Here is a 13544-nt window from a genome sequence, read left to right as displayed (position 1 = left end):
GGCTCGCTCACTTGGCTCAGATGCAGCAATTCACCCGGTAGGTTCATTCGCCGGTCAATCTGGATAGATTCCACGGACTCGGCGGCACGGCCAGCAGCGACGGGGTCGAGGGTTGAATTTGAATATTGCATAAACACTTTGCCCTCTGCCCAACCGTCCAAAAAAGTCTTGTTCGGACACATAACCACCTTTGGAAACTCTTTCCCGGGCTGGCAGTTTTACCCCCTGCACAGGGAATCTGCGGCATCGTTCAAGTAAGGAAAGGTGACAGCACCCAGTGGAAAATACCATCGTGAGAATACATTTCAGCGCGCCCTTTTATGCCTATCAACCGTACGTTCAACCCGCTCTGCGACCTTTCAATCGGTGGATTGGAACGCTCTTTCGGCCATTTATGCAGCCGTTTATTCCGCACCGCTATGTGCGCAAGCCACCACTGCCTTATGTGCAGCCGAATCACCGCCCGCACCCTCCAACCAACAGTACTCACAACGCCAACTACGACCAGACCCTGCGCCGGGACGATCCGCACGCGGCCAGGATCCACAAGCGCTCGCTCAACAAGCAGCAAGCCGTGGAGCAACTCACCCGGAACACGGACAAGTGGCATGACCGGGATCGGAACGGCAAGACTGAAATTGCCTATACCTTCAACACCCATGCGCGACGGTTCAACGAAGCTCAAAAGCAGAACGCCCGACGCTCCATGCAATCCTGGAGTGATGTCGCCAACCTGGAGTTCACTCAGAGCGATTGCCAGACAGAAGGTCGATTGAGCTTCGGTATTTCCAGACACGTCGGCACTGCAGTGGGCTTTTTCCCCGGGCACTTCTGGAACAGCGGCAATACGCTTTACAACCCACGCCGAGTGACACGCCACGATCTAACACACGAAATTGGTCACACCTTAGGGCTGACTCATCCGGGCCATTACGACGGTTGGACCGGGGCAAAGGCGCCTCGCCACGTACAGGACTCCAGAGCTCATAGCGTCATGAGTTACTTCGGCGCCGAACACTGCGGCAAACAGCTTGGAGAAAAGCCGAAAGCACCAATGATGGACGACATCAGCGCCGTGCAAAAAAGGTACGGGGCCAATCATCACATTCGTCGGGAAGACAACACCTACGGCTTCAATTCCAATAGCGGCAGGGATTACTACTCCCTTCGAAATTACCGGGACAGCGCCGCGTTCTGCGTCTGGGACGGCGGGGGCAACGACACGCTGGATGTCTCGGGTTACGGCAACGACCAGGTCATCAACCTCAGGGCGGGTTCGTTCTCCGATGTGGGGGGCTTGCGAGGCAACGTTTCCATCGCGCGCGACTGCACCATTGAAAATGCCGTCGGCGGTTCCGGCCATGACACCTTGATCGGTAACGACGCTGCTAACCGGCTCACGGGCCGCAGCGGTGCGGACCGGCTGCGCGGCGGCCGAGGCGCCGACACGTTTGTCTATGAACGCGCCAGCGATTCCACGCCTGAGGCACCGGATGAAATCATGGACCTCACCACCGGCGTCGACAAAATGGACCTGCGCGGCCTGGAGAACGAGGCCAATACGCACCTCAAACTCGTCACTGCCTTCACCGGGCGCGCCGGCGAAACCATCGTCAGTTTCGACCCGACTATCCATCGCTATTTCGTCGCCATCGACCTGACCGGCACAGGCAAGCCAGGGTTCCGGGTGAACAGCACGCAATTGATCAAGCCCAAGGACATCCTGGTGAACTGAACCGCAAAAGCCTGCGCTGACCGGGCGGCCAGGCAGGGCTTTTAAAACACCTCAGTCGGTGCCGTATTTCGGATTACGCGGGCCGTACAGAATGCCGGTGCGTTGCCCTGCCGACAGCAGGCGAGCGCTGGTAATCCCGGCAATCGGGTGCGCCGCATCGGTGGAGCTGTTGATCACCTGCTTGACCGCCGCCGTGATCAGCATGCCCACCAGGCCGCCGCCGTTGTTGTTGCCTTCCTCGCTGGACGCACGCGCCGCGCCGGTCCACAGGGTGGTGCCGGTACGCAGGTCGACCAGTTTGGCCGAAGCCGTCACGGAGGTGTCGCTGGAGATCAGCATGTACTTGGTGCCGTACTCGCTGACCGTAATGTACAGCGCTGCGTCGGCACCAAAGATGTCATGCAGTTTGGTGGGCGGCACGGCCTGGATATCGTTGGCGGTGGTCAGGCCGTTCTGGCGGAAGGTTTCGTCCACCAGCGCGATCGGCAACACGTAGTAGCCGGCTTCGGCCAACGGGTAGGTCACCTGCGACACAAGGCTGTAGGAGGCCTGCACTTCTGGCGACTCATTGATCGGCGGCAGCACCAGGATCGACTTGGGCCGCGCCTGTTTGTAGGCCGTGTAATCAATGGTCTTGGGCGCCGCGCAACCGCCGAGCAAAGCCAGGGCCAGCAAGGCGCCGGTGAGTTTCAAGAGGTTCATTTGAGGGCGACTCCGGCCTTGGCGTTTTTCAGCAGAAAGTCCATGTATGCGGCGGACTCAGGGAACAAGGCCTTTTCGGTACGCAGCTCCTGCACCATCTGGTCATCCTTGCCCATGCTCATGTACAGCATGCCCAAATGCGCGTGGTAACCCGGCGGCGCCTTGCGGCCACTGGCGTTGATCTTCTGCAGATCGCGCTCGAGTGCCTCGACTTGCGCCTCCTTGGGCTCGCCCTTGAAGTACTCGTAAACCTGCGGCTGGTAGCTTTCCCATTGATACAGGGGCTGGGGCGCCGTCTGGCAACCGGCGACCGCTGCGATTGCTGTCAGCATCAGCGCCAACTTCACTGCCTTGCTCATCCGTGTACTGCTCCTTGTGGTGTGGCTGATCAGTTGCGCGGGTTCCAGGCGCCGGCGTTGATGCCGTCGACCAGGCGGTTGATCGCTTCGCGCATGGCCAGGTCCAGCACCTTGCCATTGAGGGTGGAGTCGTAGCTGGCGGTGCCGCCGAAGCCGATCACTTCACGATTGGACAGCGCGTACTCACCGGCGCCCTGGGTGGAATACACCACTTCGGACGTGCTGATGTTGACGATATTCAGAGCGACTTTGGCGTAGGCCACCTGGGTTTTGCCACGGCCAAGAATGCCGAACAGCTGGCGGTCGCCGGTCTCTTTGCGACCGAACTCGGTCACATCGCCGGTCACTACGTAGTCAGCGCCCTTGAGCTTCTGCACGGTGCCTTTGATCGCGGCTTCCTGGGAGATTTCGCCCATGTTGTCGCGGTCCAGCACGTTGAAGCGGTTGGTCTGCTGCAGGTGGGTGATGAGGATGGTCTTGGCCTGGCCACCGAGGCGGTCGACGCCATCGGAGAAAATGCCGCGCATGTAGCTGGAGCGGTTATCGAATTTGCCCACGGCAATCGGCACGCGCACGCCGGAATAGGCGATCTTGGCGCTGGCGACCTGCTCCACCGGCATCGCGCGGTTGCTCTCGGTGGCGCAACCGGCCACGGTCAACAGCGCTGCGGCGGTGAGGCCAGACAGCAGGATTTTGGAGAGTGTCTTCACGTGTTGCTCCTGAAATGGAAAATCGGCAGAGCTGAGGCCTGCGGCGATTCCGGGAGGAGTAACACGTGCGTCTGCATTCGTCCCTGAACCTGTAGTGCCGCAACGGCTGGCGCATTTTACGGAGTTAAGGGGGGTTCTCAAGTTGTTTCGCGCGGATATGTGAACCCTGCAGAACATGAAGATCCACTAGGCTTACTTGAGCTCCTTCACCAGATACTGGCCGGAGATCTGCGTGATCCCAGTCAGCGCCCGGCGCAAGGCCTCGGGGTCGGTGCGGTAGGTCAGCGGCGTGTAGCCATACACATTCTGGCCATTGAACGGCGTGATCGTCTCAAACGTGCGCCAGATCATCTGGTCGCCACGGTCCATCTGCGCAATCACCGAAATGGTCGGGTAGATCACGCTGCTGAACCCCTGGGTCAGGCGAAACCCCCATTCGGTCACCGTCAGCTGAATCTGCGCATCGGCGGGCTCATCGTCACCCACCACCTTGAGCGTTGACGTCTTGCCCAACGCATCGACAAAGCCCTGCTTGAGCAATACACCCACGTCGATGTTTTCGGCGTCCATCACCGTCAATATCGCTGCCGGCGTCGACATTTCAGCCAACTGCCCAAGCTTCATGCCGGCGGCAAACCCGGCACCGCTCAACGCCGCGGTCCCCACCTTCGACGCCCCGCTCGCCATGCCCACGCCGGCACCCAGCCCGGCTCCCAGCGCCGCGCCCCAGGCCTGTTCACGACCGAAATACACCATGTTCTTGCCCCACTTCACGGGCAGCACTTTCACCGTTTTGACCTGCGCGCGATTTTCCGGTGTGAGCGGATGGCTGACGCAGCCGCCGAGGATGACGGTGGTGAGGAGAATGAGGAGAAGGTTTTTCACGGCAGTCCCTTGGTGTTTTGGGTGTTTATGGTTGGATGCGTTTCATGCCTCCAGAGTATGTCGGCAACTGTTTGGAAGACTGTAGGGTTGAAAGCTCTTGCCAATAGAACAGCGTTTTGATGCCTTGCAAAAGCACCCCGCTAAAAAATAGAATTTCTACAGATCAGCGACGCCAAATGGCAACTGCCACGCTTGCCGATGTTGGCTTTTTCGATGTGTTCGCGCACCAGTTGCGTCAGGCGGTTGGGGCTGAATCCTTCGCCCTGCTGGGTCAGGAACAAAACGCCATCGCTACCCGAAGTGCCGTAAGGGACTTCTTGCCCATTTTTATAACTGACTTGTGGGCGAGCTCCGGCACCAAGATCAGCGCCGACATCAATCTCAGATTTTTGGGGCGTGGGACGAACAGGTGTCCCAGTAGAGGCAAGGTCATCTACCTTTCCGGCAGCGCCACCATTTGCTTTTGCACCAATTCACCTTTTCTCTTTGAGGTGATTTCGCCACGGTATAAGCAAACCGTCCAGCAGGACTCGATCAATAACACCGTCCTCAATAGCGCCAACGAAATTAGTATCTAACTGAAACTCAAAGGAAAGACTTTCTTTTTCAGATAGCTTTTTTACGGCACCTACCAGCGCCTCTACGTCATCTAGGTTTTTTGAGTCCATCTCAACAGGAAGCATGTTTGGCGGCAAAGCCGAATAAATCTCCAAAATCCCACCTACTACTTCCGCGCCACTTTCGTCTATCTCGTCAATAAAACTTGGCGGAGTAACGCTCCATATTCTTGACGCAGCAACCTCATTCACAAACTGCTGCACATTAGATCTAATAGACGGGTCCAAATCCTGAGCCACGTAAAAAATTAACTTTTGCTTCGCAAGCTCTAGCGGCATGGAATGCATTACTCAACTCCTTTTTTCGGTGGGTATGCCGGGAGAGCTGACCCTGGACCGCCCGGATTATATCTAAATCCTCCTGGCATATGCGCGTCCAGATGCCGTGTATCAGGCAGTGGCACAGTAGGAGATATCTTCACCTAGGTCACCAACCTGCTGATTGGTTAGCTTCGAAAGATCTTTACCTCGGGTGGCTGAAAACAGATCAAGTGTCGTACCCGACGTAACGGCTCCACCTGTCTGACCTAGCCCTTTTGCACCTGTATATTTTATTAGCCCTATGAAAATCTCCGCCCGCACAATAATTTTACCGCAGAGACCAGTCATGTATTGATATAAACCTGATAACTTGTTCTGGCGCATCTTCCAAGGAAGCTCTGTAGTCCGTAACAAAGCTAACCCCAGTCAATATACTTTCCTCTTTCTTTAGAAGGAAATCATCATCAGCATCATTAAATACAACCAGGCACAACTGGAGCATCCCAGGCTACAGAAAAATTTTCTAGCGGCTTCATTTGGAAATCCACGTATTGGTGGCAGGGTTGAATTCCACTTTCTGGCCTTGCGGATTCAAGTATGTCGTATTTGCATCATAAATGGGCTTAGAAGGCCCCTGAAATGTCGGTCTGTAGGTCGCAGGGTCAATAACCTTAGCCTTACTACCATCAACGTATGTAATTTTATAGTACTCACCCACATGCACTGATTTAGCCGACGCATCAACAGTGGATGGACTACATTGAATTTCTTTAATACCAGTTGTGCCACCGTCAACTTTGTATACCTGCACGTTACCAGATGTTCCAGTTTTTGGCGGCACATATGTGAGTTTGGCACCATCCATCCTGAACGACTGCTGAAGATCATCAATGGATTTCCCCCAAACATTCGCCGGAGCTTCCACCATATTTCGAGGGATTACAGCTTGCGCCGCAAGGTCTTCCCGCAGTCCTACCCGTGCACTTGCAGACGTAGCCGGTACTTCAGCTGCACCAGTCGCTTTTGGACCGACTAGCTAGAATAGGAAGACATCAAGGCCTTTGCGATTATACATTCCGCGGTGCAACCGGATGCCAGCTCGGCCAACTCATCCATCGAGATCAAATTTGCGTTTAAATACTCGTAAAAACCCTCTTGAATCTCTGATTTTTTCACAGCAACAACGCCAAATTCCTCATATGCGCTTTCAAAGGCAACCCATTTGCACGCGCTATCGCATAGAACTATTGGATAACCAACCGCTCCATCAAAAAAACTTTCAAATTTTTTACTCAACCAACGAGCGTCTTTCTCTATATCGCTTCCATCGAAAGAAAAACAAGAGTTCCCTAATCGTTCACGTCCTGAAAACTTTACAATTACATCCGACTTAAAGCTGGAAACGCTATTCAATACCAATCCCGAAAAAATTTCAAAAAAGCAGAGCAATGGTCTCTCAAAAAACCAAAACAAAAACCCACCACCAACAAAAACATTTAGCGGCAAGTCTTTATTAAAATTTATGACACCTGACAGCTTATCAAGAAAAGAATTTAAATCTTTATCTTCAACTTTCAAAACAGCCATGACTACTCTCCTGAAAACCTGATTTTCGCAGTTGGTTTTTTCACCCCGTCTATAGTCAACGACGCGGAAGGTTGCCCTGTGGACGTTGAAGACGGATAGAATCGATAGGTCTTCTCTCCATTAGTTAACACAGTAACTGAGCCATCCTGAGAAATTGTCTTTTTATAGCCATTAGACTCAAGGGCCTTTATGGCGCTGCCCTGAGTAATGTTGGCCTCTATCTGTCCTGCACTATTGCGCGTAACCTTCGGCAAAAACTCAATCGATGTTGCTTTTGGACCCGCGAAATCCGCATCGTTAGCAGCAACCTTAGCCGTGACCTTCTCCGCCAGCAAGGCGCCCCCCTTCACAAGCCCACCGCCAACTGAAAGGACCGCAGCCATATCGCTGATCAGCCTCCCAGTTTCAACCCCGGCTTGGTAAGAACCACTGGCCCCGGCTTCTTCATACTGCGCTTGCAGTCGGTCTATGCGATCAATATACGGCTGCTTGACCGCGTCCCAAACACCGCCGCTCTCCACTACAGATTTCAGCGCCGCATAGGTCTCCTTGAGGCTGCCTGCAGTGTGCACGATGCCGTCAACAATATCGTTCAGCACCAGCGGCAGCACCGACTGTAAAACTCGCATCCTGCGCGATGTCGATCGCTGTCCACTTCGTTGCTGTGCCTGTACTGCAGACCAACGTCGGACACTCCCCCATTTCCTTGTCTCTCTGAGCCTTCTGCGCCTTGCTCAGGTAGTTGTTCTGGACCGCATTAGTGCCCGCTTGCGCTCCGGTCACCGCCCCACTCAGGTCACCGCCCGCAATCCCCCCAGCCAGTCCTGCCGCCAAGCCGGACAACGCCGACACGGTCTCCTTCTGCTCCTGCGTCAGATCCGCCGTTGCCACTCCCGGATACATCTGGTGCGCAATGTACTCACCCGTCGCTGCGCCAGCCCCGCCGGCCAGTGCCGAGTTGCCTTGCGCCTGCGCTACCACCGCACCCAAGACCGCGTGAGCCATGGTGTTGAGGGCCGCGTTGTCTCCGGTGGTTTTTTTGATGACTTGGGCCAGGTACGGCGCCGACGCGCCGGCGATGGCGGAACCGATGTCACCGCCGACCAGGCCTTGCAAGGCTGCTGTTACGGCTTGGGCGACGCGGGGGTAGTCGCCGCCGACGCCGTAGTCGGCCATGATTTTTTTGTATGCGGCGCTGGCGTGGATCTGGTCGCTCGATGGGTTATCAATGTTTTGCCTGGCCAGTTCTTCGCGTGCCGCCTTGTTGGCGTTGAGTTCGCCCTGGGTCCGAACGATATCGACCGTTTGCGTGCCAATATCGGCGATAAGCTGCACCTGCCGCAGGCGTTTCTGCTCTTTCTCCTTATCGAAAATCGGGCTGATGCTGCCGTTGGCGTGCTCGACGTCGTGGCTGAGCGTAGCGACGTCCTGCTGTTGTTTGGCAGGGTCGCGGATGTCGAGGGTGCCGTTGGAGATGGCCGAAGAGGTAGTGCCGCTGTCGCTGTCGCCGTGGTTGAAGGCGATCAGGGTGCCGGTGGGCATGTTGCTGATGAAGGCGCCGGAGCCATCACTGCCCGTGCTGACGCTGGCGCTTTGCAGTTTGCTGCTGTACTCGGCCTTGTTCTTCAACACGCTCCAGCCGAGGGTACTGGTGCTCAGACGGTTTTTGTCTGGCGTGGCGGTGCTGGCGATCACGCTGCCGTCGAGTTGGGTGTGGTTGCCCACGTCGACCTGGTAACCACCCTTGCCGGCGAACAGGCCGGTTTGCTCCTGCACGCTTTGGTATTTGGAGTCGAGCTTGCTTTTGCTGACGCTGAGGTTGGCGCTGCCGCCTGAGCCGATGATGGCGTAGCTGACGCCGGCGCTCGCATCGGTCTGCCTGGACTTGTAGTTGTCGCTGTCTTGCAGACTTTGCAGCGTGAGGTCACGACCCACGGTGGCGGCGATTTTGTCTGCGCTGACCTGCGCGCCTTTGAGGGCAGTGTCTCGTCCGCTGATCAGGCTGACCTGGTTGCGGCCGTCCAGCAAAATAGGGGGCTGACCACTATTCTTCTACAAAAAATAAATCATATTTTTAAAAAGCAACTCTGATGAATTCTAAAAAACGCAAAAACATGGTCTGACTCCTATTCCACTATTCCATACTCCGATAGCCAGAGTAAGTTTTGACGTAAATAAATTCCTTGTTGACTCCTGCATCCGTCCAGGCTGTTTTCACGACATCGTTCATCTGGATTCCTCAGGGTCAGCCCCCTACTCTCCAAAACCTGTCCTTAACTCCCTTACCTCAGAAGCGGAGCTGGCTATTTCAAACCCAACGTTAGTCTAGACAAAACATCTTTTTTATCAAACTGAAAATGTAGAGTGTAGCTGCCCATCTCATATCTCACCCAGCGATCAATATAACCAAGTAGCATATCCAACTTACCCCCACCCAAAGATGAAGGCGTGCCCAATAGATGAATCACTTTAGATTCTGAACTATCAGGAGGAACTGGCAACTGCCCCTTAAATATTGAAAACCCTTCATCCGCCCTAGTATAAAAAACGACCTGATCTACTCTGTTGTTTTCTAACAAGAGAAGAATACCCGAGCTAAAAAATGAGTAATACCTTCTATCGCCTAGAACACCCTCTTCAAAATTAGGCAACTCATTAAGAGTTTGAGGAAGGCGAACAAATTTACTATCCGCCTCCGAGCACCCTAATACTTCAACAAAACCATCCCACGTCAGCATCACTTAATCACCCCCGTCTGACGGTTTCTATCAACAATTTTCTTTATTGCTTCATCAACTAGCTTGGGGTCATAACCTCGCTCTAGCATGTTAATCCTCAACGCATCTGTATCACGACATACTGCACCACAAAGATCCATTGAATCTTGCTGAACCTGAGCTGCTGTATTCTTCCCACCATAGGTTGGCCCAGCCTGGTGAACATCTCTCGGAACTTCCACAGCGGTGGCATTTTGATATAGCATTTTTTCTTCTGTTGGAGTCAGTTTTCTGCCCAACTCAATTTCCTTCGCTTTTCTCAAAGCGGAGAAAGACGGAATGTGATCATGTTCTAATCCGTCTCCAACAACTTCCCCTTTTTTAAGATCCTTATATGATCCGACATCAAGAGGCTTAACACTCTGAATCTCATTGCTGGCGTTGCTAATCAGCTTCGATGCTTCGCTGAGATCGCCCCTACTCAGCGCTTTCCTTGCCATTTTCAGGGTAGCAGCAGCAACCCGCTCACCCGGTATAAGAGCCGCTGATGCCTCCAAATAGTCAAGCGCACTTTCTGCTTCTACAACACTTTTGATTGTACCAACCACCGGCACAAAATCAGCTCCCTGCAATAGGGTAGCTTTCAGTTCCTCACGTCGCTGATCATACATCTTGACCGAGCAGGCCTCCGCGCTCATCCCGGCACAATTTTCTTTTTTATACTGCTCGTTTTGTGCTTCGACACGATCTCCAGCCAGTTGCTGAGGTGTCTTTGTAGTGGTCTAATGAAACCGGACACCCATTTAGGCGAGAATGCTCGCCAGAACGAGGTGTCAGATGACCAAACAACGCCGTACCTTTTCCCCTGAATTCAAACGCGAGGCTGCCGACCTCGTTCTCAAGCAGGATTACAGCTTCATTGAGGCCAGCCGCTCGCTTGGTGTCGGCGAGTCGGCTTTGCGCCGATGGGTCGACCAGGTGCAGCAAGAACGCATGGGCGTGACCCCGCAGAGCAAAGCGCTGACCCCGGAGCAGCAGAAAATCCAAGAGCTGGAAGCCCGAATTACTCGCCTTGAGCGGGAAAAATCGATCTTAAAAAAGGCCACCGCGCTCTTGATGTCGGAAGATCTCGAGCGTTCGCGCTGATTGACCAGTTGAGCATCCACGAGCCGGTTGATTGGCTGTGCAAGGTGTTTGAAGTGACCCGCTCGTGCTACTACGCTCGGCGTCTCAGGCGCCGCACACCGGATGTAGAACGCCTTCGATTGCGCAGTCGGGTGAGCGAGTTGTTCACCCAAGGCCGCAGTGCTCCCGGTAGCCGTAGCATCATGGCCATGATGCAGGACGACGGCGAGCAGATCGGGCGATTCAAGGTACGCAGCCTGATGCGCGAGCTGGAGTTGGTCAGCAAACAACCGGGATCGCATGCTTACAAAAAGGCGACGGTCGAGCGGCCCGACATCCCTAATATTTTGAACCGAGAGTTTGATGTGCCCGCTCCTGACCACGTCTGGTGTGGCGATATCACTTACATCTGGGCTCAAGGGAAATGGCAGTATCTGGCGGTTGTGCTAGATCTTTTTGCCCGCCGTGTTGTGGGTTGGGCGTTGTCGGGAAAGCCGGATGCCGACTTGGTCATCAAGGCCTTGGACATGGCTTACGAGCAGCGAGGGAAGCCTCAGGGTTTGCTGTTCCACTCCGACCAGGGCTCGCAATATGGAAGCCGGAGTTTTCGCCAGCGCCTTTGGCGATATCGCATGCGTCAAAGCATGAGCCGGCGAGGAAATTGTTGGGATAACGCGCCGATGGAGCGGGTGTTCAGGAGCCTGAAAACCGAGTGGGTACCGACCATGGGCTACGCGACGGTCCAACAAGCTCAGCAGGATATCAGCCATTTTTTGATGCACCGGTACAACTGGATTCGACCGCACCAATTTAATGGTGGGCTGCCACCGGCTCAGGCCGAGAAAAAACTTAACGTCGTGTCCGGGATTAGTTGACCACTACACCTGCCTGCCGCGAGTGCTTCAGCAAGGTCACTGAGCGAGTTGTTCTCTACCGCATTGCTTCCCGCTTGCGCGCCGGTCACCACCCCACTCAGGTCACCGCCCGCAATCCCCCCAGCCAGTCCTGCCGCCAAGCCGGACAGCGCAACCACCGCCTCTCTCTGCTCCTGTGTCAGATCCGCCGTTTTAGTGTTTGGGTACAGTTGGTGGGCGATCAGTTCGCCCGTCGCTGCCCCGACACCGCCGGCCAGTGCCGAGTTGCCTTGCGCCTGCGCTACCACCGCACCCAAGACCGCGTGAGCCATGGTGTTGAGGGCCGCGTTGTCTCCGGTGGTTTTTTTGATGACTTGGGCCAGGTACGGCGCCGACGCGCCGGCGATGGCGGAACCGATGTCACCGCCGACCAGGCCTTGCAAGGCTGCTGTTACGGCTTGGGCGACGCGGGGGTAGTCGCCGCCGACGCCGTAGTCGGCCATTATTTTTTTGTATGCGGCGCTGGCGTGGATCTGGTCGCTCGATGGGTTATCAATGTTTTGCCTGGCCAGTTCTTCGCGTGCCGCCTTGTTGGCGTTGAGTTCGCCCTGGGTCCGAACGATATCGACCGTTTGCGTGCCAATATCGGCGATAAGCTGCACCTGCCGCAGGCGTTTCTGCTCTTTCTCCTTATCGAAAATCGGGCTGATGCTGCCGTTGGCGTGTTCGACGTCGTGGCTGAGCGTAGCGACGTCCTGCTGTTGTTTGGCAGGGTCGCGGATGTCGAGGGTGCCGTTGGAGATGGCCGAAGAGGTAGTGCCGCTGTCGCTGTCGCCGTGGTTGAAGGCGAACAGGCCGGTTTGCTCATGCACGCTTTGGTATTTGGAGTCGAGCTTGCTTTTGCTGACGCTGAGGTTGGCGCTGCCGCCGCTGCCGATGATGGCGAAACTGACGCATCCACTGACATCCGTTTGCTTGGACTTGTAGTTATCAGTGTCCTGCAGGCTTTGCAGCGTGATGTCACGACCCACGGTGGCGGTGATTTTGTCTGCACTGACTTGCGAGCCCTTGAGGGCAGTGTCTCGTCCGCTGATCAGGCTGACCTGTTTGTCGGCGTCCAGCAAAATAGGGGGCTGACCACTACTCTTCTACAAAAAATAAATCATATTTTTTAAAGAGCAACTCTGATGAATTCTAAAAAACGCAAAACCGTGGTCTGACCCATTCCACTTTTGGACCAAAGTCAAGCAACTAAACCCATTTACCTTCCATTCAAACTACATATGGACGCCTATCTCATCTGCGAATGCTCTCAATCGCATAGAGACATCAATAATATCACCCTTATTTAACCCGCAATATGTCGACAGAGAGTTCTCTGGGACATTTTGAATTAATGCTAATCCGCATGAAATAAAGTACCGCAGTTCTTTTGGCGTGACTTTCAAATCAATGGAATCAAAGCTTTTAATTTGCTCACTCATTTCGGCACCTGAGATTTAATATAGTTATCCCAACCGACACCACCTTGTGTCCGGTCTGAAAGCAGTAGCCTCACCTCTCTGCGCACTAATCACAATGGTCTTCGTTGAGTTATCAAGATAGTAGGTTGTGCCATCAATGGATTGGCGGCGTTCAATTTCCGGATTAGAAACAATTTTCTCCACAAAGCTCTGGAACTGACTTTTAGTACTGATACCAAGATCAGCGAATTCCTGCCGCTCAACCACATGCTTCTCAAAAGTATGGCCATTCGCGACCTCTTCAGCTAAGAGCTGGGAGTTAAGTTTTCCTTGGTTGATTGCGCTCTCGGCCCCGGTACTGCCTTTTACATCGCCGCTAACAACATCCGCCCCAACCGCTCTCGGCTCATTACCCAGGTAACGCTGCCAATCCGGATGGTAAGGATCAGCGTTCATCTCGTCCGTAATAGTGGTAAGGCTAGCAGGCTTGGGAGCTTCCGCTGTCGCTTTTGCACCGAGTAAAGAGACT

Annotated in this window: 17 protein-coding genes; 2 read left to right on the top strand and 15 right to left on the bottom strand. The window is 54.5% G+C overall.

Annotation, left to right across the window (positions count from 1 at the left end):
• Positions 1–277: 277 nt before the first annotated feature.
• The gene (locus tag RHM60_RS17250; protein WP_322212285.1) at positions 278–1735 is read left to right on the top strand and encodes a M10 family metallopeptidase C-terminal domain-containing protein; all 1458 of its coding nucleotides are present in this window, start codon (positions 278–280) and stop codon (positions 1733–1735) included.
• A gap of 51 nt (positions 1736–1786) precedes the next feature.
• Here the strand turns inward: RHM60_RS17250 and RHM60_RS17245 are convergent, their stop codons facing one another.
• The 12 genes from RHM60_RS17245 to RHM60_RS17190 form a co-directional block, all read right to left on the bottom strand.
• Positions 1787–2437 (bottom strand): DUF799 domain-containing protein, encoded by a 651-nt coding sequence (locus RHM60_RS17245; RefSeq protein WP_003238713.1) that lies wholly within the window; start codon positions 2435–2437, stop codon positions 1787–1789.
• Complete coding sequence (locus tag RHM60_RS17240) at positions 2434–2796, bottom strand: DUF4810 domain-containing protein (RefSeq protein ID WP_003238711.1); 363 nt, start codon at positions 2794–2796, stop codon at positions 2434–2436. The genes RHM60_RS17245 and RHM60_RS17240 overlap by 4 nt, the downstream gene beginning before the upstream one ends.
• Before the next feature lie 29 nt (positions 2797–2825).
• Positions 2826–3506 (bottom strand): CsgG/HfaB family protein, encoded by a 681-nt coding sequence (locus tag RHM60_RS17235; RefSeq protein WP_057009902.1) that lies wholly within the window; start codon positions 3504–3506, stop codon positions 2826–2828.
• Between the two features lie 192 nt (positions 3507–3698).
• Positions 3699–4391, bottom strand: a complete 693-nt coding sequence (locus tag RHM60_RS17230; protein ID WP_322212283.1) for a hypothetical protein — start codon at positions 4389–4391, stop codon at positions 3699–3701.
• 473 nt (positions 4392–4864) lie between these two features.
• Positions 4865–5296 (bottom strand): hypothetical protein, encoded by a 432-nt coding sequence (locus RHM60_RS17225; protein WP_231423627.1) that lies wholly within the window; start codon positions 5294–5296, stop codon positions 4865–4867.
• A 102-nt stretch (positions 5297–5398) separates the two neighbouring features.
• Positions 5399–5653 carry a hypothetical protein gene (locus tag RHM60_RS17220; protein ID WP_322212282.1) on the bottom strand — a complete coding sequence of 85 codons (255 nt, stop codon included), beginning with the start codon at positions 5651–5653 and terminating at the stop codon, positions 5399–5401.
• 148 nt (positions 5654–5801) lie between these two features.
• The gene (locus RHM60_RS17215) at positions 5802–6197 is read right to left on the bottom strand and encodes a hypothetical protein (RefSeq protein WP_322212280.1); all 396 of its coding nucleotides are present in this window, start codon (positions 6195–6197) and stop codon (positions 5802–5804) included.
• A gap of 104 nt (positions 6198–6301) precedes the next feature.
• The gene (locus RHM60_RS17210) at positions 6302–6856 is read right to left on the bottom strand and encodes a hypothetical protein (protein ID WP_322212279.1); all 555 of its coding nucleotides are present in this window, start codon (positions 6854–6856) and stop codon (positions 6302–6304) included.
• Positions 6857–6858: 2 nt separating this feature from the next.
• The gene (locus tag RHM60_RS17205; protein WP_322212278.1) at positions 6859–7455 is read right to left on the bottom strand and encodes a hypothetical protein; all 597 of its coding nucleotides are present in this window, start codon (positions 7453–7455) and stop codon (positions 6859–6861) included.
• Positions 7436–8884: a VENN motif pre-toxin domain-containing protein gene (locus tag RHM60_RS17200; RefSeq protein WP_322212277.1), complete on the bottom strand. Its 1449-nt coding sequence runs from the start codon at positions 8882–8884 to the stop codon at positions 7436–7438. Before RHM60_RS17200 ends, RHM60_RS17205 begins: the two co-directional genes overlap by 20 nt.
• A 275-nt stretch (positions 8885–9159) precedes the next feature.
• Complete coding sequence (locus tag RHM60_RS17195) at positions 9160–9597, bottom strand: hypothetical protein (protein ID WP_322212276.1); 438 nt, start codon at positions 9595–9597, stop codon at positions 9160–9162.
• Positions 9594–10271: a hypothetical protein gene (locus RHM60_RS17190; RefSeq protein WP_322212275.1), complete on the bottom strand. Its 678-nt coding sequence runs from the start codon at positions 10269–10271 to the stop codon at positions 9594–9596. The genes RHM60_RS17195 and RHM60_RS17190 overlap by 4 nt, the downstream gene beginning before the upstream one ends.
• A 139-nt stretch (positions 10272–10410) precedes the next feature.
• On the opposite strand from RHM60_RS17190, the gene RHM60_RS17185 reads away from it, so the two are divergent.
• Positions 10411–11573 (top strand): IS3 family transposase gene (locus RHM60_RS17185; RefSeq protein ID WP_322212274.1). Its coding sequence is split into 2 segments (ribosomal slippage): positions 10411–10663 and positions 10663–11573, totalling 1164 coding nucleotides; the frame shifts between segments, so codons are not numbered across the junction.
• Here the strand turns inward: RHM60_RS17185 and RHM60_RS17180 are convergent.
• From RHM60_RS17180 to RHM60_RS17170, 3 genes are all read right to left on the bottom strand, one after another.
• Positions 11531–12676, bottom strand: coding sequence for a VENN motif pre-toxin domain-containing protein (locus RHM60_RS17180; protein ID WP_322212273.1), 1146 nt, complete (start codon positions 12674–12676; stop codon positions 11531–11533). The two genes, RHM60_RS17185 and RHM60_RS17180, sit on opposite strands and share 43 nt — an antisense overlap.
• A gap of 153 nt (positions 12677–12829) precedes the next feature.
• A complete protein-coding gene (locus RHM60_RS17175) occupies positions 12830–13036 on the bottom strand; it encodes a hypothetical protein (protein WP_322212272.1) in 207 nt (68 codons plus the stop codon).
• 24 nt (positions 13037–13060) lie between these two features.
• Positions 13061–13471: a hypothetical protein gene (locus RHM60_RS17170; RefSeq protein WP_322212271.1), complete on the bottom strand. Its 411-nt coding sequence runs from the start codon at positions 13469–13471 to the stop codon at positions 13061–13063.
• Between the last annotated feature and the right edge of the window lie 73 nt (positions 13472–13544).

The sequence above is a fragment of the Pseudomonas sp. MH9.3 genome, assembly GCF_034354675.1.
Classification (GTDB): domain Bacteria; phylum Pseudomonadota; class Gammaproteobacteria; order Pseudomonadales; family Pseudomonadaceae; genus Aquipseudomonas.
The sequence above is the reverse complement of the archived record's forward strand: the minus strand, read 5'-3'. Positions and strand labels throughout refer to the sequence as shown.